Origin of the sequence: Streptomyces sp. NBC_00158 (assembly GCF_045160885.1) — a bacterium.
Lineage (GTDB): Bacteria > Actinomycetota > Actinomycetes > Streptomycetales > Streptomycetaceae > Streptomyces.
Map to the genome: position 1 here is coordinate 4,122,632 of NZ_CP108161.1, position 20,532 is coordinate 4,143,163.

Annotated in this window: 16 protein-coding genes and 3 rRNA genes; 14 read left to right on the forward strand and 5 right to left on the reverse strand. The window is 68.0% G+C overall.

Annotation, left to right across the window (positions count from 1 at the left end):
* The first annotated feature begins 607 nt into the window (after positions 1 to 607).
* Positions 608 to 1,630: an NAD-dependent epimerase/dehydratase family protein gene (locus tag OG553_RS19045; protein WP_405980136.1), complete on the forward strand. Its 1,023-nt coding sequence runs from the start codon at positions 608 to 610 to the stop codon at positions 1,628 to 1,630.
* On the opposite strand, the gene OG553_RS19050 is transcribed toward OG553_RS19045, so the two are convergent.
* From OG553_RS19050 to OG553_RS19060, 3 genes are read right to left on the reverse strand one after another with little or no spacing between them, the layout of a single operon-like run.
* Positions 1,627 to 1,905 (reverse strand): hypothetical protein, encoded by a 279-nt coding sequence (locus OG553_RS19050; RefSeq protein WP_405980137.1) that lies wholly within the window; start codon positions 1,903 to 1,905, stop codon positions 1,627 to 1,629. The genes OG553_RS19045 and OG553_RS19050 overlap by 4 nt on opposite strands.
* A 35-nt stretch (positions 1,906 to 1,940) precedes the next feature.
* Entirely contained in the window at positions 1,941 to 2,408 is a 468-nt protein-coding gene (locus OG553_RS19055; RefSeq protein WP_405980138.1) for a DUF6879 family protein, read from the reverse strand.
* Positions 2,405 to 2,932: a DUF6879 family protein gene (locus OG553_RS19060; RefSeq protein WP_405980139.1), complete on the reverse strand. Its 528-nt coding sequence runs from the start codon at positions 2,930 to 2,932 to the stop codon at positions 2,405 to 2,407. Before OG553_RS19060 ends, OG553_RS19055 begins: the two co-directional genes overlap by 4 nt.
* A gap of 286 nt (positions 2,933 to 3,218) precedes the next feature.
* Between OG553_RS19060 and OG553_RS19065 the strand changes: the two genes are divergently transcribed.
* The 3 genes from OG553_RS19065 to ilvD all read left to right on the forward strand — a co-directional run bounded on the left by OG553_RS19065 (position 3,219) and on the right by ilvD (position 6,641).
* The gene (locus OG553_RS19065) at positions 3,219 to 4,043 is read left to right on the forward strand and encodes a sugar phosphate isomerase/epimerase family protein (RefSeq protein ID WP_405980140.1); all 825 of its coding nucleotides are present in this window, start codon (positions 3,219 to 3,221) and stop codon (positions 4,041 to 4,043) included.
* Positions 4,040 to 4,657 (forward strand): TetR family transcriptional regulator, encoded by a 618-nt coding sequence (locus OG553_RS19070; RefSeq protein ID WP_405980141.1) that lies wholly within the window; start codon positions 4,040 to 4,042, stop codon positions 4,655 to 4,657. Before OG553_RS19065 ends, OG553_RS19070 begins: the two co-directional genes overlap by 4 nt.
* 133 nt (positions 4,658 to 4,790) lie before the next feature.
* Complete coding sequence (gene ilvD / locus OG553_RS19075; protein ID WP_405980142.1) at positions 4,791 to 6,641, forward strand: dihydroxy-acid dehydratase; 1,851 nt, start codon at positions 4,791 to 4,793, stop codon at positions 6,639 to 6,641.
* A gap of 274 nt (positions 6,642 to 6,915) precedes the next feature.
* Here the strand turns inward: ilvD and OG553_RS19080 are convergent, their stop codons facing one another.
* A complete protein-coding gene (locus tag OG553_RS19080; protein WP_405980143.1) occupies positions 6,916 to 9,033 on the reverse strand; it encodes a protein kinase domain-containing protein in 2,118 nt (705 codons plus the stop codon).
* A 106-nt stretch (positions 9,034 to 9,139) separates the two neighbouring features.
* Between OG553_RS19080 and OG553_RS19085 the strand changes: the two genes are divergently transcribed.
* The 5 genes from OG553_RS19085 (at position 9,140) to proC (ending at position 12,589) form a co-directional block, all read left to right on the forward strand.
* Complete coding sequence (locus OG553_RS19085; RefSeq protein WP_405980144.1) at positions 9,140 to 9,439, forward strand: peptidase; 300 nt, start codon at positions 9,140 to 9,142, stop codon at positions 9,437 to 9,439.
* 77 nt (positions 9,440 to 9,516) lie between these two features.
* Positions 9,517 to 10,071 carry a hypothetical protein gene (locus OG553_RS19090; RefSeq protein WP_405980145.1) on the forward strand — a complete coding sequence of 185 codons (555 nt, stop codon included), beginning with the start codon at positions 9,517 to 9,519 and terminating at the stop codon, positions 10,069 to 10,071.
* A 76-nt stretch (positions 10,072 to 10,147) separates the two neighbouring features.
* Complete coding sequence (locus OG553_RS19095; RefSeq protein WP_405980146.1) at positions 10,148 to 10,954, forward strand: ABC transporter ATP-binding protein; 807 nt, start codon at positions 10,148 to 10,150, stop codon at positions 10,952 to 10,954.
* A complete protein-coding gene (locus OG553_RS19100) occupies positions 10,951 to 11,688 on the forward strand; it encodes an ABC transporter permease (RefSeq protein WP_405980147.1) in 738 nt (245 codons plus the stop codon). Before OG553_RS19095 ends, OG553_RS19100 begins: the two co-directional genes overlap by 4 nt.
* A 91-nt stretch (positions 11,689 to 11,779) precedes the next feature.
* Positions 11,780 to 12,589: a pyrroline-5-carboxylate reductase gene (gene proC / locus OG553_RS19105; RefSeq protein WP_405980148.1), complete on the forward strand. Its 810-nt coding sequence runs from the start codon at positions 11,780 to 11,782 to the stop codon at positions 12,587 to 12,589.
* A 75-nt stretch (positions 12,590 to 12,664) separates the two neighbouring features.
* Here proC and trpS read toward each other — a convergent pair whose 3' ends face one another.
* Positions 12,665 to 13,663, reverse strand: a complete 999-nt coding sequence (gene trpS, locus OG553_RS19110; protein ID WP_405980149.1) for a tryptophan--tRNA ligase — start codon at positions 13,661 to 13,663, stop codon at positions 12,665 to 12,667.
* Between the two features lie 923 nt (positions 13,664 to 14,586).
* Between trpS and OG553_RS19115 the strand changes: the two genes are divergently transcribed.
* The 5 genes from OG553_RS19115 (at position 14,587) to OG553_RS19135 (ending at position 20,486) form a co-directional block, all read left to right on the forward strand.
* Positions 14,587 to 16,110 (forward strand): 16S ribosomal RNA (locus tag OG553_RS19115).
* An 86-nt stretch (positions 16,111 to 16,196) separates the two neighbouring features.
* Entirely contained in the window at positions 16,197 to 16,364 is a 168-nt protein-coding gene (locus OG553_RS19120) for a hypothetical protein (protein ID WP_405978310.1), read from the forward strand.
* Positions 16,365 to 16,392: 28 nt separating this feature from the next.
* Positions 16,393 to 19,510 (forward strand): 23S ribosomal RNA (locus OG553_RS19125).
* A gap of 74 nt (positions 19,511 to 19,584) precedes the next feature.
* Positions 19,585 to 19,701: ribosomal RNA gene (gene rrf, locus OG553_RS19130) — 5S ribosomal RNA — on the forward strand.
* The 16S, 23S and 5S rRNA genes sit together here, the layout of an rRNA operon.
* 131 nt (positions 19,702 to 19,832) lie before the next feature.
* Positions 19,833 to 20,486, forward strand: a complete 654-nt coding sequence (locus tag OG553_RS19135) for an HAD family hydrolase (protein ID WP_405980150.1) — start codon at positions 19,833 to 19,835, stop codon at positions 20,484 to 20,486.
* Positions 20,487 to 20,532 lie beyond the last annotated feature (46 nt).

The window sequence follows — 20,532 nt, forward strand, 5'->3', positions numbered from 1 at the left end:
GCGGGCGGCGGGACCCGTACGCGGCCTGCGGCGCGGGCGGGGGCTCGCGGTACGGGCTTCCCGGCGCGGGCCCGCCATCTCCCCCTCGACGGGGTGGGGGCCGGTCGGTGGCTGCCCACCCGCCTCCCTGGGGGCGGGCCGGTGGGGTGGGGGCGGTACCCCCTCGGGCGGGATCAGAGCCGGTTTGGGGGTTTCCCGTCAGTCCCATCGTCCTTCCGGGTCGGGCCGGTCCCTCAAGGGCGCTCCTTCGTCGCGTCACTTCGTGATCGCCTTCGGCGACCCTTGACCGACCGACCCGCCCCGGAATGCCGAAAGACTGACGGGAAGCCCCCAAAGGAACGGTCACGGGGCAGGAGAGGGACATCGGCTCCTCAGTGCCGAGGCGAGGGGCCGGGGGCCGGCCCGCCGGGCATCCGGGCCCGCTCATGCCCCGGCGGAGCGCCCCGGCGCGACAGATCGCTACGCGCTTCTCTCGTCTCGGCGTCCGGCGGCCGTCTGGGGCTGGTCTACATCAGAGGCCTGGCTGCGGATCCTCCGGATCCGACAGGCGCTCGTGTGCGGGCGGTTGGGGTGGCGCGGCTACTCCGGCCCGTGGCAGGTCGCGCGCATGCGAATCTTGGTGCTGGGTGGCGGCTGGTTCCTTGGCAAAGCGGTGATCGAGGGCGCGCTTGCTCGCGGCTGGGACGTGACCGCGTTCAGCCGGGGCCGATCCGGGGCGGTGCCTGAGGGTGTCGAGACGGTGCGGGGTGATCGCACCAGTGACACGGATCTGAAGCGGCTGGCAGGGGCAGGCAGGTGGGATGCCGTCGTCGACACCTCATCGGGGGAGATGTCTCCCCGCACCGTGCTGGCGGCTGCCGAGATCCTGCGTCCGGTGGTCGGCCGCTGGGTGCACGTTTCCACTGTGTCCGTCTATCAGGGGTGGCCACATCAGCCCCTGACGGAGGACTCGCCGCTGCTGGACGCGCCGGCCGATGCCGATGAGTCGTTCGGCTACACCGGTGCCGACGGGTCCCCGACGAAGTACGGGTTCCAGAAGGCCGGGGCGGAGCAGGCCATCCGGCAGACCTTCGGGGATGACTCGGTCGTTCTGCGCCCTGGGGTGATCCTCGGACCCGGCGAGTACGTGGGCCGTTTGCCGTGGTGGCTGCGGCGGGCGGCACGAGGGGGAGCGATCCTTGCTCCTGCTCCGGCGGCTCGCACGATTCAGCCGGTGGATGTGCGTGATGTCGCCGAGTTCGCTCTGGAGCGGGCTGGTTCAGGTCGGGGCGGGGCGTTCAACATTGCCCATCCGGATCCGATTTCCATGGAGGCGTTCCTTGCCTGCTGCCTTGCCGTGACCGGGGGTGCCGGGCGGGCGGTGTGGACGGAACCGGATGTGCTGGACGAGTACGGAATCCGGCAGTGGACGGAGATGCCGCCGTGGCGCACGGCTGAGGGTGTGTGGTCCGTCGATCCCGCGCGGGCGGTGGCGGCCGGGCTGTCCTGTCGTCCCTTGGCGGAGACCATCGTCGACACATGGGATTGGCTGAAGGACAACGGAAGGCCGGTGGACCACCCCCGTGCCGCCGAGCACGGAATCGATCCGAGCAAGGAAGAGGCGATCCTGACCGGCCTCGGTGTCCGCTAGGGCTCGATCGCGCCGGTTCGCCGGGTGGTGAGGTGGGCGTGCGTCGAACGGCGGCTGTAGTCCTCGATCCGCTCGCCCAGGGCCAGTGCCACGGGAGTCGTGCGCATCGAGGGAGCGGTGAGGGCGGTCCTGACCGCCGTGACGCGGTCGAGCAGGCCGGAGGAGCGGCGGTCGACGGGGAGTTCCCAGATGGGAGTGAGGGCCGCCTCGGCGGCGTCGAGGTCGCCGCGCTTGAGGAGGGCGGCTGCCAGGTCGGCTGACGCCGTCGCCCTCACGGTGGCGGACTGACGTGCCGGTGGGCGTTCGGCCACTAGGTGCAGAGCGCGCTGGGCCTGTGCCTCGGCCTCGCGTCCGTTCCCGGTGAGCAGTGCGGTGGTGGCGGCGGACATGACCAAACAAGAAGGGCCACCACCTTCGCGTCGAAGATCCAGAAGTCTTCGGCGGGGAGCTGGAGTCCGTTCGCCTGGCTGCGGGTGAGCGTTCTGATGTCCTCGCCGACGGCCCGGTTGCGGCGGGCGTTCTCGAACAGGTACCGCTGGCCTTCGGTGGCCGGTTCGGCGGGGATCCTGACGCGCTCGAACCTCTTGCCCAGCGCGACCTGCTCACGCCGTTCGGTGCACCAGGGGTCGTTGAGGTCCCACTCGACCGGACGGCCCGCGGTGAACTGGCGGTAGGTGTGGGTGGTTTCGTCAGAGGCGTAGCGACGGCGGCTCTCCAGGCGCCATGCCGAGTGGGAGAGGCTGGAGAACAGGGCGTCGAACGCAGCGAAGGTGATCAAGGTGTCTGCCTGGCCGTGAACTCGGTGGTCCGGGTCGCGAAGTGCCAGGCGGTGTCGCGGGTCTGGCAGGCGGACAGGACGGCTTCCGGGTTCTCCGTGATGTGGACGCCGAGGGTGTGGCCCTCCGGGTCGGACTCGAACCGCATCAGGGTGCGGGAGTCGAAGAGCCAGAAGTCGAAGTCCGGCAGGCCGTGCCGGGTGGCTTCGGTGCGGGTGAGGTTGCGGATGTCCTCGCCCGCCTCGATGTTGCCGAGGGCGGAGGCCAGGAGGTAGCGCTGGCCCTCGGTGGCGGGGGTGTCCACGAGGCGGACGCGTTCGAAGCGCTTGCCGGCCTCGGTGGCCCTGCGTACGAGGGTGTGCCAGGGGACGGTGGGTTCGTACCCGAAGCGCTCGCCGGCCTGCCAGCGCTTCCAGCGCTCGCCCGCGCGGTCCACGGCGTACCCGCGCTGGGTTTCCAGGCGCCAGGCGGTGCGCCGGAAGTCCTCGAAGTGGTGGGCGGCGTCCTCGAAGGGGATCATGGGCATGGCGGGGGCTCCGTCCGGGTGCGGTGGGGCTCCAGGACGGCGGCCCTGAGGGACGGAACGATGTGAATGTGTGGGATTGGCTGAGAATGGATGGTTATGTGCCTGCCGTCGCGTCCCACGTCTGCGGGTGGTGAGGGTTGATGTGGCCCGCACGAGGGGTGGACGGGGTGTCCCGGGTGGGCGGTCCGTGGTGGGGTTCGGCCATCGTCCCGGTTTTCATTCGAAAAGTATGACGAAAGTGCCGCCGCTTGCGTTTCGTCGCGGGAGGGCCCCGTAATCTGTCACCGTGGCAGATCCGCTCCGTATCCCGAACAGCCGGACCCCGAAGGTCGCCCTGTCCACCGCCTCCGTCTACCCGGAGTCCACGGCGACCGCCTTCGAGATCGCCGCCCGTCTCGGCTACGACGGGGTGGAGGTCATGGTCTGGACGGACCCGGTGAGCCAGGACGTCGAGGCGTTGCGCCGCCTGTCGGACCACCATCAGGTGCCGATCCTGGCCGTGCACGCGCCCTGTCTGCTCATCACCCAGCGGGTGTGGTCCACCGATCCGTGGACCAAGCTCCAGCGGGCGCAGGCCGCCGCCGAGCGGCTGGGGGCGTCGACGGTCGTGGTGCATCCGCCGTTCCGCTGGCAGCGGCAGTACGCGCGGGACTTCGTCTCCGGGATCTGGCGGATGGCGGACGAGACGGACGTGCGGTTCGCCGTAGAGAACATGTACCCGTGGCGCTACCGGGACCGCGAGATGCTCGCGTACGCGCCCGAGTGGGACGTGACGAAGGACGACTACCGGCACTTCACCGTCGACCTGTCCCACACCGCCACCGCCCGCACCGACGCCACCGCGATGATCGACCGGATGGGCGACCGGCTGGCCCACGTCCACCTCGCCGACGGCAACGGCTCGGCGAAGGACGAGCACCTGGTCCCCGGACGCGGTACGCAGCCCTGCGCCGAGCTGCTGGAGGGGCTGGCCCGGAGCTCGTTCGACGGGCACGTGGTGATCGAGGTCAACACGCGGCGCGCCATGTCCTCCGCCGAGCGTGAGGCCGACCTCGCCGAGGCGCTGGCCTTCACGCGGGCGCACCTCGCGAAGCCGGCCGGGCGCCGGTGAGCGAGCCCGCGAAGCGGCGGCGGGGCCCCGGCCGGCCCCGCCAGGACGAGGCCGACGACGGCCCCGGCACCCAGGAACGGATCCGGCTGGCGGCCCGCGAGGTGTTCGCGGAGCGCGGGTACGACAAGACGTCCGTGCGCGGCATCGCGAAGGTCGCGGGGGTGGACCCGGCGCTGGTGCACCACTACTTCGGCAGCAAGGACGACCTGTTCGCGGCCGCCGTCGAGGTGAGCATGGAGCCCGCCCTGGTGGTTCCGGCCATTCTCGGGGAGGGCCCCGACGGGATCGGGGAGCGGCTGGTCCGGTACTTCCTGGGGGTGTGGGAGAACCCGGTGACCCGGGTGCCGCTGCTCGCCGTGATCCGGTCGGCGCTGACGCACGAGGCCGCCGCGAAGGTGCTGCGCACGCTGGTGCTGCGCCGCCTGCTGGAGCGGATCGCCGCCGATCTGGACGTTCCGGATCCGACGTTCCGGGCGGAGCTGGCCGCCTCGCACATGGTCGGGATCGCGATCCTGCGGTACGTGGTGCAGGTCGAGCCGCTGGCGTCCGCGGATCCGGAGGACATCGTGGCGCTGGTGGCTCCGACGTTGCAGCGCTACCTGACGGAGGAGTGACCGAGGAATGACCCCGCCGTCCCGGCATCCGGACGAGGTGTCCGGATCGCGGGCGGTGGGCGTAGCCTCGTAACCGAGCCATATCCACAGTCGCGGCTGACCGTACAGCCGCACTCATGGGGAGTGAAACCGCATGCCCGAGCTGAGGTCCCGCACCGTCACCCACGGCCGCAACATGGCAGGCGCTCGTGCGCTGATGCGCGCGTCGGGCGTAGCGAGCGAGGACATCGGGAAGCCGATCATCGCGGTCGCCAACTCCTTCACCGAGTTCGTCCCCGGCCACACCCACCTGGCGCCGGTCGGCCGCATCGTCTCGGACGCCATCCGTGCCGCCGGCGCGATCCCCCGCGAGTTCAACACCATCGCGGTCGACGACGGCATCGCCATGGGCCACGCCGGCATGCTGTACTCGCTGCCCTCGCGCGACCTGATCGCGGACAGCGTGGAGTACATGGTCGAGGCGCACTGCGCCGACGCCCTGATCTGCATCTCCAACTGCGACAAGATCACCCCCGGCATGCTGATGGCCGCGCTGCGCCTCAACATCCCGGTGGTCTTCGTCTCCGGCGGCCCGATGGAGGCCGGCCAGGCGACCCTGGTGGACGGCACCGTCCGCAAGCTGGACCTGATCGACGCGATGGTCGACGCCTCCAACGAGAACGTCTCGGACGAGGACGTCCTGCGCATCGAGGAGAACGCCTGTCCGACCTGTGGTTCGTGTTCGGGCATGTTCACCGCCAACTCGATGAACTGCCTCGCCGAGGCCATCGGCCTCGCCCTCCCGGGCAACGGCTCGGTCCTCGCCACGCACACCGCCCGCCGCGCCCTGTACGAGGACGCCGGCCGCACGGTCGTGGAGATCACCAAGCGCTACTACGAGGGCGGCGACGAGTCCGTCCTGCCGCGCAACATCGCCTCCCGCGAGGCCTTCGAGAACGCCATGGCCCTGGACATCGCCATGGGCGGCTCGACCAACACGATCCTGCACCTGCTGGCCGCCGCGCAGGAGGCGGGCCTGGACTACGACCTCAAGGACATCGACGCCGTCTCGCGCCGCGTGCCCTGCCTGGCCAAGGTCGCCCCGAACGTCGCCCCCGGCGGCACGTACTACATGGAGGACGTGCACCGCGCCGGCGGCATCCCCGCCATCCTCGGCGAGCTGCACCGCGGCGGGCTCCTCAACAAGGACGTCAGCACCGTCCACTCCCAGGGCCTGGACGACTGGCTCGCGAAGTGGGACGCCCGCTCCGGCACGGCGTCCGAGGTGGCCATGGAGCTGTGGCACGCGGCCCCCGGCTGCAAGCGCTCCGCGACCGCCTTCTCCCAGTCCGAGCGCTGGGAGAGCCTCGACCTCGACGCCGAGGGCGGCTGCATCCGCTCCGTGGAGCACGCGTACTCCAAGGACGGCGGCCTCGCCGTGCTGCGCGGCAACCTCGCGGTCGACGGCTGCGTGGTGAAGACCGCGGGCGTCGACGAGTCGATCTGGACCTTCGAGGGCCCGGCCGTCGTATGCGAGTCGCAGGACGAGGCCGTCGACAAGATCCTCCGCAAGGAGGTCCAGCCCGGCGACGTCGTCGTCATCCGCTACGAGGGCCCGCGCGGCGGCCCCGGCATGCAGGAGATGCTCTACCCGACGTCCTTCCTCAAGGGCCGCGGCCTCGGCAAGGTCTGCGCACTGGTGACGGACGGCCGCTTCTCCGGCGGCACCTCGGGCCTGTCCATCGGCCACGCCTCCCCGGAGGCGGCCTCGGGCGGCGACATCGCGGTGGTCCGGGACGGCGACCGGATCCGCATCGACATCCCGAACCGGTCGATCGAGCTGCTGGTCTCCGAGGAGGAGCTGGCGGCCCGCCACGCGGAGCTCGGCGGCGTGTACGCGCCGAAGGACCGCGAGCGCACCGTCTCGGCGGCCCTGCGCGCCTACGCGGCGATGGCCACCAGCGCCGACAAGGGCGCGGTCCGCGACGTGACGAAGCTGGGCTGAGCCTTCCGGATCCCGTGAACCCCGCCGAGGTGGCCCACCACCCGGCGGGGTTCCGCGCGTCCCTTCCTGAACGCGTTCCTCGCGCCGGTCGGCGCCGGGGCGCCTTCCGGGCTTCGGAGCGCTGCGCCGGACTCCGTCCGGCGGTGGCCCGGGCCTACCACCCGGCCGGGTTCCGCGCGTCCCTTCCTGAACGCGTTCCTCGCGCCGGTCGGCGCCGGGGCGCCTTCCGGGCTTCGGAGCGCTGCGCCGGACTCCGTCCGGCGGTGGCCCGGGCCTACCACCCGGCCGGGTTCCGCGCGTCCACCGCGAAGACCGTGCCGTCCGGAGCGGAGGCGTAGACGCGGCCGTCGGCGACCACGGGGGAGGGGAGGGTGGCGCTGAAGGTGTTCTGCGGGGGCATGCGCGGCTTGGTCTGGCCGACGAGGTGCCCGGCGGCGGCGTCGTACGCCAGCAGCCGGCCGTCCCCGGCCGACAGGTAGACCCGTCCGTCCGCGAACACCGGCCGGGAGGCGAACGCCGCGCCCGTCTCCTGCCGCCACAGCTCCTTCTCGCCGCCGATCGCCACGAGACCGCCCCGCGTGCCGAAGGCGTACGCCGTCCCGTCGGGGCCCACCGTCGCTTCCGTCTCGTACAGCGGGGCCGACAGCTGGACCCGGCGTATGGCGTGGGTGGCCATGTCCACCCGTACGATCCCGGCCGTCCTGACGCCGGAGGCGTTGTCGAGCAGGTGCAGTGCGCCGCGGGCCACGCCGATCGGCCGCAGGTCTCCGGAGGCCCGGGTCTGCCAGCGCACGGCGCCGGTGGCCGGATCGATCTCGGCGAGCTGCGTCGCACCGCCGTCGGCGTCCGCCGTCGCGGTGTAGAGCACGGGCGCGCCCGCCGCTCCGGCCCCGCCCCACCACACGGAGCCGGCTCCGGCGCCGGCGATGTGGCGGCTCCACTTCTGGGTCCCGCCGGCTCCGTCGAGGGCGGTGACCGTGCCGTCCGCCGCCACCATGACCACGTACGGGCCCGCCGTCACCACGCGCGTGCCGCCGGACAGCTTCCGCTGCCAGCGCTCGGCGCCCGTGCCCGGCTCCAGCGCCTGGAGCAGCTGGCTGCCGGGTGCCACCACCACGACCGCACCGGCCGCGTACGACGGGGCGGTGCTGGCGGACACGCCGAAGGAGGGCGCTTTCGCGCGTACGGTCCAGGCCGCCGAACCGTCGGCCAGGCCGAGCCGGGTGCCCGCCAGCCCCGGCCCCGAGCAGAACAGGCCGCCGGCCGCCGCCGAGCAGGACACCGGGGGTGTGCCCGGTGAGACCGACCACGGCGTGAACGCCCCGCCCGGTTCCGCCGACGCGCGGGCGGCGGCCCGGCCCGGCGCGTCCGGGCCGGCGGCCTGCCACAGGTACCAGCCGACGCCCCCCGCCGCGAGCAGGACACCGAGCCCGGCCGCCAGCAGCGCCGGCCGGAGCCGGCGCCGGCGCGGGGCGGGCGGCGGCTCCGTCGCGATCCGCCGGCGCTGGTGGGTGAGCTCCTCGTCCGCCACCGGCAGCCGGGGCTGCGGTATGAACGCCTGGGTGTCCTCGCCCGTCCGGTACGCCACGGCGCGCATCTCCGCGATCAGCGCCTCGGCGGTCGGCCGCTCGGCAGGGTCCTTCGCCAGGCACCGCGCCACGATCGGCACCAGCCGGGCAGGCAGTCCCGTCAGGTCCGGCTCGCTGTGCACGACCTGGTACGCCACGAGGTAGTGGCTGTCGGAGTCGAAGGGCCCGCGCCCGGTCGCCGCGTGCACCAGCACCGCGCCCAGCGCGAACACGTCCGCCGCGGTCCCCACCTCGCGCGGCCGCTGGAACTGCTCCGGTGCCATGAAGGGCGGGGTCCCGATCAGCTTCCCGGTCTCGGTGCGCAGGTCGCTGTCGGCCGGGCGCGAGATGCCGAAGTCGATGACCCGCACCCCGTCCGGCGCCATCAGCACGTTGCTCGGCTTCAGGTCCCGGTGCACCACCCCGGCCCGGTGGATGTCCCGCAGGGCCTCCGCCAGTCCGGCGGCGAGCCGCGTCAGCTCGACGGCGTCCAGCACGCGTTCGCGTACCCGCTCGGACAGCGTCGGGGAGTCGATGAAGAGGGTGGCCATCCAGGGCCGCTCGGCATCGGGGTCGGCGTCGACGACGGGCGCGGTGAAGGCGCCGCTCACCCGCCGCGCGGCCGCGACCTCCTGCCGGAACCGCGCCCGGAACTCCGGGTCCACGGCGTGCTGCGCGTGCACGACCTTGACGGCGAGTTTCAGCCCCGAACTGGAGGCGGCCAGGTGGACGACGCCCATGCCGCCGGAGCCGAGCACGGATTCGAGCCGGTACTGGCCGGCGTACTCCGGAAACCCGGCGTAGTCCGCGCGCCGCGACTGCACCGCTCACCACCCCCGCCGGAGCCTAGTCGATGGCCCGTGGCAACACCCAAGGGCTTGCTACCCTGCGCGCGTTGCGCAGTGCAGCACCCATGGGGGGAGAATTCACATGTCCGTTGAGAACGAATCGAGCCAGGTCCAGAGCCTCTCCGGCGACGCGGGCCCCACCTTCCCGACCGCTCCCGGCTACCGGGTGAACGTCCGCAGCGGCCCGGGCACCAACTACCCGATCATCGACTCCGTCCCGATCGGCGGATACGTGACGATCCGCTGCCAGTGCCCCGGCACGACGGTCTCGGGCCCGTACGGCACCACGGACCTGTGGGACTGCATCGGCAACGGCCGCTTCGTCTCCGACGCCTACGTGAAGACGGGCAGTGACGGCTACGTCGCCCCGCGCTGCGGCTGACCCGCCCGGCCGACGTCACCGTTCTGCCAGGTGAGACACCCCCGGCGGGTCCTGCCCGCCGGGGGATAATCGGCACCGTGAGCGACGACCAGCAGCGAGACCAGAGCCCGAGCCAGGGCCCCAGCCAGGGCGAGGGCCCCGCCGCACCGGCCGTGCCGGCCCCCGGCCCGCAGCCCGAGCCGATCCGGTTCTTCGGCACCTCCTGGGTGGACCACGACAACGGCTACGCCCTGCGCCGCGCCGGCGTGGCCGTCGGCTCGCTCGCCGCCGCCGTCATCGGCGCGTACCTCCTGCGCTTCGCCTACGAGGGCCTGGAGATCGGCGATGTCGGCCCGTTCCTCAGCATCTCCGTCGTCGTGCTCTTCGCGATCGCCAGCGCCATCGCGTTCGCCAAGACCTGGGAGTCCTTCGGCCGCCGCCCGCGCCCGTCGTCCGACGAGGCCGCCCTCAAGGGCCTGAAGACCATCGGTTTCATCGGCTCCCTCGTCGCGTACTTCCTGCGCAGCCTGTCCGAGGCCCCCGGCGAGAAGCTCCGCCGCACCGAGTACGAGCGTGCCGTGGCCGAATTCAGCCGTCGCCGCAGCGCCCGTACGGGCAACCCGGCCGCGCGCAGGCCCAAGCGCAAGAAGTAACCCGCCCGCTGCGGGGACGGAACCCCGAACACCCGGCTCATTGACGCCCGGCACAGCCGGGAGCATTATTCATCACATGATGAATAACCAGCCGGAGGAACCCCCTCCCGCCGTCCACGCCCACGGCCTCACCGTCCGCCGAGGCACCGGCCGCCACCCCCGCACCGTCCTCGACGGCATCGGCTTCGACGTCCCCCGCGGCCGCATCACCGGCCTCCTCGGCCCCTCCGGCTGCGGCAAGTCCACCCTCATGCGCGCCGTCGTCGGCACCCAGGCCCACGTCACCGGCACCCTCGACGTCCTCGGCCGCCCCGCCGGCCACCCCGAGCTCCGCTCCCGCATCGGCTACGTCACCCAGGCGCCCTCCGTCTACGACGACCTCACCGTCCGGCAGAACCTCGACTACTTCGCCGCCGTCCTCGACCCCGGCCGCGCCGCCGCCGAACGCCGCCGCGCCGCCGTCGAACGGGCCATCACCGACGTCGACCTCACCACCCGCGCCACCGCCCTCGCCGGCAACCTCTCCGGCGGCCAGCGCAGCCGCGTCTCCCTCGCCGTAGCCCTCCTCGGCACTCCCGAGCTGCTCGTCCTCGACGAACCCACCGTCGGCCTCGACCCCGTCCTGCGCCGCGACCTGTGGAACCTCTTCCACGACCTCACCGCCCGCCGCGGCACCACGATCCTCGTCTCCTCCCACGTCATGGACGAGGCCGAGCGCTGCCACGACCTGCTCCTCATGCGCGACGGCCGCATCCTCGCCCAGGACACCCCCGAAGCCCTCCGCACCCACACCGCCTCCGCCACCGTCGAGGAAGGCTTCCTCCGCCTCGTCGACGAAGCCAACGCCCGAGCCGAAGACCTCTCCAGGGAGACCCAGCGATGAACGGCGCCCGCACCCTCGCCACCGCCGCCCGCGTACTGCGCCAGCTCCGCCACGACCCGCGCTCCATCGCACTGATGCTGCTGGTCCCCGTACTGATGCTCACCCTGCTGCGCTACGTCTTCGACGGCAGCCCCCGCACCTTCGACGGCATCGGCGCGTCCCTCCTCGGGATCTTCCCCCTCATCACGATGTTCCTCGTGACCTCGATCGCCACCCTCCGCGAACGCACCTCCGGCACCCTCGAACGCCTCCTCGCCATGCCCCTCGGCAAGACCGACCTCATCGCCGGCTACGCCCTCGCCTTCGGCGCCGTCGCCGTCGTCCAGTCCCTCCTCGCCACCGGCCTCGCCCTCTGGATCCTCGGCCTCGACGTCACCGGCTCCCCCTGGCTGCTCCTGCTCGTCGCCCTCCTCGACGCCCTCCTCGGCACCGCCCTGGGCCTCTTCGTCTCCGCCTTCGCCGCCTCCGAGTTCCAGGCCGTCCAGTTCATGCCGGCCGTGATCTTCCCCCAGCTGCTGCTGTGCGGCCTGTTCGCACCCCGCGACACCATGCAGCCCGTACTCGACGGCCTCTCCGACGTCCTGCCCATGTCCTACGCCGTCGACGGCATGACCCAGGTCCTCACCCACACCGACATGACCGCCGACTTCGTACGCGACGCCGTCGTCGTCGCCGCCTGCGCCCTGCTCGTCCTCGCCCTCGGCGCCGCCACCCTCCGCCGCCGCACCCCCTGACCACGGAGCGGACACCCCCTCGCCACCACGCGGACGGGTGCAAGGATGAGGGCGTACGTCCTGATGGTTCGTTCGGCGAGGTGAATCGGGCATGACCCAGACAGTCGCAGTCCTCGGTACCGGCAAGATCGGCGAGGCCCTGCTCAGCGGGATGATCCGCGGCGGATGGCCGGCCGCCAAACTGCTCGTCACCGCCCGCCGCCCCGAGCGCGCCGAAGAACTCCGCACCCGCTACGGAGTCGAGGCCGTCAGCAACGCCGAAGCCGCCAAGCGCGCCGACACCCTCATCCTCACGGTCAAGCCGCAGGACATGGGCAAGCTCCTCGAAGAGCTCGCCCCGCACGTCCCCGCCGACCGCCTGGTCATCAGCGGCGCCGCCGGCGTCCCCACCGCCTTCTTCGAGGAGCGGCTCGCCCCCGGCACCCCCGTCGTCCGCGTCATGACGAACACCCCCGCCCTCGTAGACGAGGCCATGTCCGTCATCTCCGCCGGCAGCCACGCCACCGCCGCCCACCTCCAGCACGCCGAGGAGATCTTCGGCAGCGTCGGCAAGACCCTGCGGGTCCCCGAGTCCCAGCAGGACGCGGCCACCGCCCTCTCCGGCTCCGGCCCCGCCTACTTCTACTTCCTCGTCGAGGCCATGACCGACGCGGGCATCCTCCTCGGCCTGCCCCGCGCCCAGGCCCACGACCTCATCGTCCAGGCCGCCATCGGCGCCGCCGTCATGCTCCGCGACAGCGGCGAGCACCCCGTCAAGCTCCGCGAGGCCGTCACCTCCCCGGCCGGTACGACGATCAACGCCATCGTCGAACTGGAGAAGCACGGCGTACGCGCGGCCCTGATCGCCGCCCTCGAAGCGGCCCGCGACCGCAGCCGCGAACTCGCCACGGGCAACAGCTGACGAGGAAGACGAGGAAGACGAGGAAGGGGAGGAGGAGGGGCGTCCCCTCCTCCTCCCCTCCTCACCCTTCACGCTTCACGGAGCCAGCAGCCCGATGGCCTCGTACGCCCGGTCCACCACTGGCCGCGCGATCTCCCGCGCCCGCCCGGCCCCCTCCCGCAGCACCCGCTCCACCTCGCCCGGATCGGCCGCCAGCCCGGCGTGCCGTTCCCGCAGCGGTCGCAGCAGCTCCACCACCGCCTCGGCCACGTCCCGCTTCAGCGGCCCGTACTGCTCGTACTCCTCCGCCAGCTTCTCCGGCTCCCCGCCCGTACAGGCGGCCAGGACGTCCAGCAGGTTCGCCACCCCCGGCCGCTCGGCCCGGTCGTAGACCACCCCGCCGTCCCCGCTGTCGGTCACGGCCCGCATCACCTTCTTGGTGATCACCGCGGGCTCGTCCAGGAGATAGACGATCCCGGCGCCGCTCTCGCTCGACTTCCCCATCTTCGACCTCGGGTCCTGGAGGTCCATGACCCGCGCGCCCACCGCGGGCAGCGTCGCCTTCGGCACGGTGAACGTGTGCCCGTACCGCTGGTTGAACCGCACGGCCAGGTCCCGGGTCAGCTCCACGTGCTGCCGCTGGTCCTCGCCGACCGGCACCTCCTCCGCCGCGTACGCCAGGATGTCCGCGGCCATCAGCACCGGATAGGTCAGCAGCGACAGCCGTACGCCATTGCCGGCGGCCTCCGCCTTCGCCGCCTTCTCCCGGTACTGGATCATCCGCCGCAGCTCCCCGTCGGAGGCGGTGCACTCCAGCAGGTAGGACAGCCGAGTGTGCTCGGCGACGTGGCTCTGCACGAAGAGGGTGCACTGCCGTGGATCCAGGCCGGCGGCGAGGAACAGCGAGGCGTTCTGCCGGGTGAGCCGCCGGACCCGCGCGGGATCGTGCTCCGTGGTGAGCGCGTGCAGGTCCACCACGCAGAACAGCGCGTCGGAAGGCGCGTGCTCGGCCGCGACCCACTGCCGCAGGGCCCCCAGGTAGTTGCCCAGCGTCAGGTGCCCGGACGGCGTGATCCCGCTGAAGATCCTCGTCATGTCTGCTGCTCTCCCTCTGAGTGCGTGAGTGGGGGTGTGGTGCCGTGGCCACCGCGTCGGGCGACCGAGCCACTCCCGGGGGAGAAACAGAAACGGCCGCCGTAGCGGCGGCCGTGAGCGCGTGCGTGCTCGCGTTGGGGGTCGGCCGCCGTCAGGCGGCCCACCAGCGAAGGCTGAGCGTGAGCACGTGCGTAGTCATGGGGGCAAGCGTAGACCCGGGGGTGTGAGGAGCACGTGAGGTTTTCCGGCCAGTCGTCCCGTGCTGCCCGCCGGTCAGCCGGGGGTTGACACACGTGTGCCCGGTCCGTAAGGTTCTTCGAGTTGTCCGACGTGAGCGCCGACCCCGGTCGGTCCCCGGACAGCCATCCCGCACTACGACATTCGAACGAACGACTACCTCGTCGTCTCGTTTTCATGCGTATTTGCGAATGAGGAATCCGCGTTCCAGGACGCAGCCGCCGATTGGCTTCGGGGGCAGGGAATCCGCTACTGTCTCACTCGCCGGAAGGGCCCAACAGCCCGAAAGGCAAACCCCGCTGACTGGGGGTCAGGCCCGAAAGGATCTGATAGAGTCGGAACCGCCGGAAAGGGAAAGCGCGAAAGCGAAGGACCTGGAAAGCAAGCGAGAAAGACTCTGATAGAGTCTGAATCGCAAGAACGAAAGCCCGGAGGAAAGCCCGAGAGGGTGAGTACAAAGGAAGCGTCCGTTCCTTGAGAACTCAACAGCGTGCCAAAAATCAACGCCAGAAGTTGATACCCCGTCCACTCCGGTGGATGAGGTTCCTTTGAAAAAGACCTGTGAGGTCGCCTTCGGGTGATGCTTGCAGGCAACAAACACAGCGAGGACGTTGTGGTCAGTCGGTCATATTCCGACCAAGACTGGCCCGCTCTTTCGTGCGTGTGCACCGGATTACCGGTAAACATTCATGGAGAGTTTGATCCTGGCTCAGGACGAACGCTGGCGGCGTGCTTAACACATGCAAGTCGAACGATGAAGCCCTTCGGGGTGGATTAGTGGCGAACGGGTGAGTAACACGTGGGCAATCTGCCCTTCACTCTGGGACAAGCCCTGGAAACGGGGTCTAATACCGGATAACACTCCTGCCTGCATGGGCGGGGGTTGAAAGCTCCGGCGGTGAAGGATGAGCCCGCGGCCTATCAGCTTGTTGGTGGGGTAATGGCCCACCAAGGCGACGACGGGTAGCCGGCCTGAGAGGGCGACCGGCCACACTGGGACTGAGACACGGCCCAGACTCCTACGGGAGGCAGCAGTGGGGAATATTGCACAATGGGCGAAAGCCTGATGCAGCGACGCCGCGTGAGGGATGACGGCCTTCGGGTTGTAAACCTCTTTCAGCAGGGAAGAAGCGAAAGTGACGGTACCTGCAGAAGAAGCGCCGGCTAACTACGTGCCAGCAGCCGCGGTAATACGTAGGGCGCAAGCGTTGTCCGGAATTATTGGGCGTAAAGAGCTCGTAGGCGGCTTGTCACGTCGGATGTGAAAGCCCGAGGCTTAACCTCGGGTCTGCATTCGATACGGGCTAGCTAGAGTGTGGTAGGGGAGATCGGAATTCCTGGTGTAGCGGTGAAATGCGCAGATATCAGGAGGAACACCGGTGGCGAAGGCGGATCTCTGGGCCATTACTGACGCTGAGGAGCGAAAGCGTGGGGAGCGAACAGGATTAGATACCCTGGTAGTCCACGCCGTAAACGTTGGGAACTAGGTGTTGGCGACATTCCACGTCGTCGGTGCCGCAGCTAACGCATTAAGTTCCCCGCCTGGGGAGTACGGCCGCAAGGCTAAAACTCAAAGGAATTGACGGGGGCCCGCACAAGCGGCGGAGCATGTGGCTTAATTCGACGCAACGCGAAGAACCTTACCAAGGCTTGACATATACCGGAAAGCATTAGAGATAGTGCCCCCCTTGTGGTCGGTATACAGGTGGTGCATGGCTGTCGTCAGCTCGTGTCGTGAGATGTTGGGTTAAGTCCCGCAACGAGCGCAACCCTTGTCCTGTGTTGCCAGCATGCCCTTCGGGGTGATGGGGACTCACAGGAGACCGCCGGGGTCAACTCGGAGGAAGGTGGGGACGACGTCAAGTCATCATGCCCCTTATGTCTTGGGCTGCACACGTGCTACAATGGCCGGTACAATGAGCTGCGATACCGTGAGGTGGAGCGAATCTCAAAAAGCCGGTCTCAGTTCGGATTGGGGTCTGCAACTCGACCCCATGAAGTCGGAGTCGCTAGTAATCGCAGATCAGCATTGCTGCGGTGAATACGTTCCCGGGCCTTGTACACACCGCCCGTCACGTCACGAAAGTCGGTAACACCCGAAGCCGGTGGCCCAACCCTTGTGGAGGGAGCTGTCGAAGGTGGGACCAGCGATTGGGACGAAGTCGTAACAAGGTAGCCGTACCGGAAGGTGCGGCTGGATCACCTCCTTTCTAAGGAGCACAGTACCGATTGCAGACAAACGTTCTGCACGGTCAGCTCATGGGTGGAACGTTGATTATTTGGCACGGTCTTCTGGATGGATCACGAGTACTGCTTCGGCGTGGAAAGTGACTCACTGAAAGAGATCGTGCCTGGCGCGCTGTTGGGTCCTGAAGGCACGGCCGTTCGGTCAGTCTTCAGTGCCGGCCCCAGTGAACTTGTTCCTTTCGAGGTGCAGGGTGATGGGTGGCTGGTCGTTATTTGAGAACTACACAGTGGACGCGAGCATCTGTGGCCAAGTTTTTAAGGGCGCACGGTGGATGCCTTGGCACCAGGAACCGATGAAGGACGTGAGAGGCCGCGATAGGCCCCGGGGAGCTGCCAACTGAGCTTTGATCCGGGGGTGTCCGAATGGGGAAACCCGGCAGTCGTCATGGGCTGTCACCCACTGCTGAACACATAGGCAGTGTGGAGGGAACGAGGGGAAGTGAAACATCTCAGTACCCTCAGGAAGAGAAAACAACCGTGATTCCGGGAGTAGTGGCGAGCGAAACCGGATGAGGCCAAACCGTATGCGTGTGATACCCGGCAGGGGTTGCGCATGCGGGGTTGTGGGAATGAGCTTTCACAGTCTGCCGGCTGTGAGGCGAGTCAGAAACCGTATGGATAGGCGAAGGACATGCGAAAGGTCCGGCGTAGAGGGTAAGACCCCCGTAGCTGAAATCTGTACGGCTTGCTTGCTCATCTCCCAAGTAGCACGGGGCCCGAGAAATCCCGTGTGAATCTGGCGGGACCACCCGCTAAGCCTAAATATTCCCTGGTGACCGATAGCGGATAGTACCGTGAGGGAATGGTGAAAAGTACCGCGGGAGCGGAGTGAAATAGTACCTGAAACCGTGTGCCTACAAGCCGTGGGAGCGTCGGATGCAGCTTGCTGTATCTCGTGACTGCGTGCCTTTTGAAGAATGAGCCTGCGAGTTAGCGGTGTGTAGCGAGGTTAACCCGTGTGGGGAAGCCGTAGCGAAAGCGAGTCCGAATAGGGCGATTGAGTTGCACGCTCTAGACCCGAAGCGGAGTGATCTAGCCATGGGCAGGTTGAAGCGGAGGTAAGACTTCGTGGAGGACCGAACCCACCAGGGTTGAAAACCTGGGGGATGACCTGTGGTTAGGGGTGAAAGGCCAATCAAACTCCGTGATAGCTGGTTCTCCCCGAAATGCATTTAGGTGCAGCGTCGTGTGTTTCTTGCCGGAGGTAGAGCACTGGATAGGCGATGGGCCCTACCGGGTTACTGACCTTAGCCAAACTCCGAATGCCGGTAAGTGAGAGCACGGCAGTGAGACTGTGGGGGATAAGCTCCATGGTCGAGAGGGAAACAGCCCAGAGCATCGACTAAGGCCCCTAAGCGTACGCTAAGTGGGAAAGGATGTGGAGTCGCAGAGACAACCAGGAGGTTGGCTTAGAAGCAGCCACCCTTGAAAGAGTGCGTAATAGCTCACTGGTCAAGTGATTCCGCGCCGACAATGTAGCGGGGCTCAAGCGTACCGCCGAAGTCGTGTCATTGCAGCAATAGGGCCAACGCCCGCTGTGATGGGTAGGGGAGCGTCGTGTGCCGGGTGAAGCAGCAGCGGAAGCTAGTTGTGGACGGTTCACGAGTGAGAATGCAGGCATGAGTAGCGATACACACGTGAGAAACGTGTGCGCCGATTGACTAAGGGTTCCTGGGTCAAGCTGATCTGCCCAGGGTAAGTCGGGACCTAAGGCGAGGCCGACAGGCGTAGTCGATGGACAACCGGTTGATATTCCGGTACCCGCTTTGAAACGCCCAATATCGAATCCATTAATGCTAAGCCCGTGAAGCCGTTCCGGACCCTTCGGGGAAAGGAAAGTGGTGGAGCCGGCGATCCAAGGTGGTAGTAGGTAAGCGATGGGGTGACGCAGGAAGGTAGTCCAGCCCGGGCGGTGGTTGTCCCGGGGTAAGGGTGTAGGCCGTGTGGTAGGCAAATCCGTCACACATTAAGGCTGAGACCTGATGCCGAGCCGATTGTGGTGAAGTGGATGATCCTATGCTGTCGAGAAAAGCCTCTAGCGAGTTTCATGGCGGCCCGTACCCTAAACCGACTCAGGTGGTCAGGTAGAGAATACCGAGGCGTTCGGGTGAACTATGGTTAAGGAACTCGGCAAAATGCCCCCGTAACTTCGGGAGAAGGGGGCCATCACTGGTGATCGGACTTGCTCCGTGAGCTGGGGGTGGCCGCAGAGACCAGCGAGAAGCGACTGTTTACTAAAAACACAGGTCCGTGCGAAGCCGTAAGGCGATGTATACGGACTGACGCCTGCCCGGTGCTGGAACGTTAAGGGGACCGGTTAGTGACCTTTCGGGGTTGCGAAGCTGAGAACTTAAGCGCCAGTAAACGGCGGTGGTAACTATAACCATCCTAAGGTAGCGAAATTCCTTGTCGGGTAAGTTCCGACCTGCACGAATGGCGTAACGACTTCTCGACTGTCTCAACCATAGGCCCGGTGAAATTGCACTACGAGTAAAGATGCTCGTTTCGCGCAGCAGGACGGAAAGACCCCGGGACCTTTACTACAGTTTGATATTGGTGTTCGGTTCGGCTTGTGTAGGATAGGTGGGAGACTTTGAAGCAGCCACGCCAGTGGTTGTGGAGTCGCCGTTGAAATACCACTCTGGTCGTGCTGGATGTCTAACCTCGGTCCGTGATCCGGATCAGGGACAGTGTCTGATGGGTAGTTTAACTGGGGCGGTTGCCTCCCAAAGGGTAACGGAGGCGCCCAAAGGTTCCCTCAGCCTGGTTGGCAATCAGGTGTTGAGTGTAAGTGCACAAGGGAGCTTGACTGTGAGACCGACGGGTCGAGCAGGGACGAAAGTCGGGACTAGTGATCCGGCGGTGGCTTGTGGAAGCGCCGTCGCTCAACGGATAAAAGGTACCCCGGGGATAACAGGCTGATCTTCCCCAAGAGTCCATATCGACGGGATGGTTTGGCACCTCGATGTCGGCTCGTCGCATCCTGGGGCTGGAGTCGGTCCCAAGGGTTGGGCTGTTCGCCCATTAAAGCGGTACGCGAGCTGGGTTTAGAACGTCGTGAGACAGTTCGGTCCCTATCCGCTGTGCGCGTAGGAATATTGAGAAGGGCTGTCCCTAGTACGAGAGGACCGGGACGGACGAACCTCTGGTGTGCCAGTTGTCCTGCCAAGGGCATGGCTGGTTGGCTACGTTCGGAAAGGATAACCGCTGAAAGCATCTAAGCGGGAAGCCTGCTTCAAGATGAGTATTCCCACCTCCTTGAGAGGGTAAGGCTCCCAGTAGACGACTGGGTTGATAGGCCAGATGTGGAAGCCCGGTAACGGGTGGAGCTGACTGGTACTAATAGGCCGAGGGCTTGTCCTCAGTTGCTCGCGTCCACTGTGTTAGTTCTGAAGTAACGAACTCGCCTTGCCGGCTTGAGTTCAACTTCATAGTGTTTCGGTGGTCATAGCGTTAGGGAAACGCCCGGTTACATTCCGAACCCGGAAGCTAAGCCTTTCAGCGCCGATGGTACTGCAGGGGGGACCCTGTGGGAGAGTAGGACGCCGCCGAACAATCATTGTGGGAAAGCCCCGCACCTTATGGTGCGGGGCTTTTCTGCGTTCAGGGTCCGTTCGGGCGCGTTCAGCCGTTTACCGGCACGCGGTTCCCGTCAACCTGAGGTGACTCCTCGTATGGTGGCCCGATGGGCTATGAGCTGGTCATCTTCGACAACGACGGCGTCCTCGTGGACAGTGAGCCGGTCGCCAACACGATCCTCTCCGCGTACCTGACGGAGCTCGGGCACCCCACCACGTACGAGGAGTCCCTCCGGGACTACATGGGCTCCGCCGTGCACCGGGTGCACGACCTCGTCCAGGAGCGGACCGGGCAGCCGCTGCCGGCGGACTTCGAGCGGGTCCTCAACGAGCGGGTGTTCGCCGCGTTCGAACGGGAACTGCGGGCCGTGCCCGGGGTGACGGACGTGCTCGCGGAGCTGTCCGCGATCGGCATGCCCTACTGCGTGGCCTCCTCCTCCAGCCACGAGCGGATCAGGGTCGGGCACCGGGCAGCCGGCCTGGACGAGTGGTTCGAGGAGGAGTGGATCTTCAGCGCGGAGGAGGTCGGCAAGGGCAAGCCGGCGCCGGACCTGTTCCTGCACGCCGCCGACATGATGGGCGTCCACCCCTCGCGGTGCGTGGTGGTCGAGGACAGCCCGCTCGGGGTGGAGGCCGCCCGGGCCGCCGGGATGGACGTCCTCGGCTTCACCTCCATGCTGCCCGCCGACCGGCTCGCCGGGGCCACCGCGTGCTTCGGGGAGATGAAGGAGCTGTCCGCCCTGCTCGGACAGGGCGGCTGATTGGGTGTGTGATCTCTCTACCCACCGGTAGCCGCGGGGCCTACGC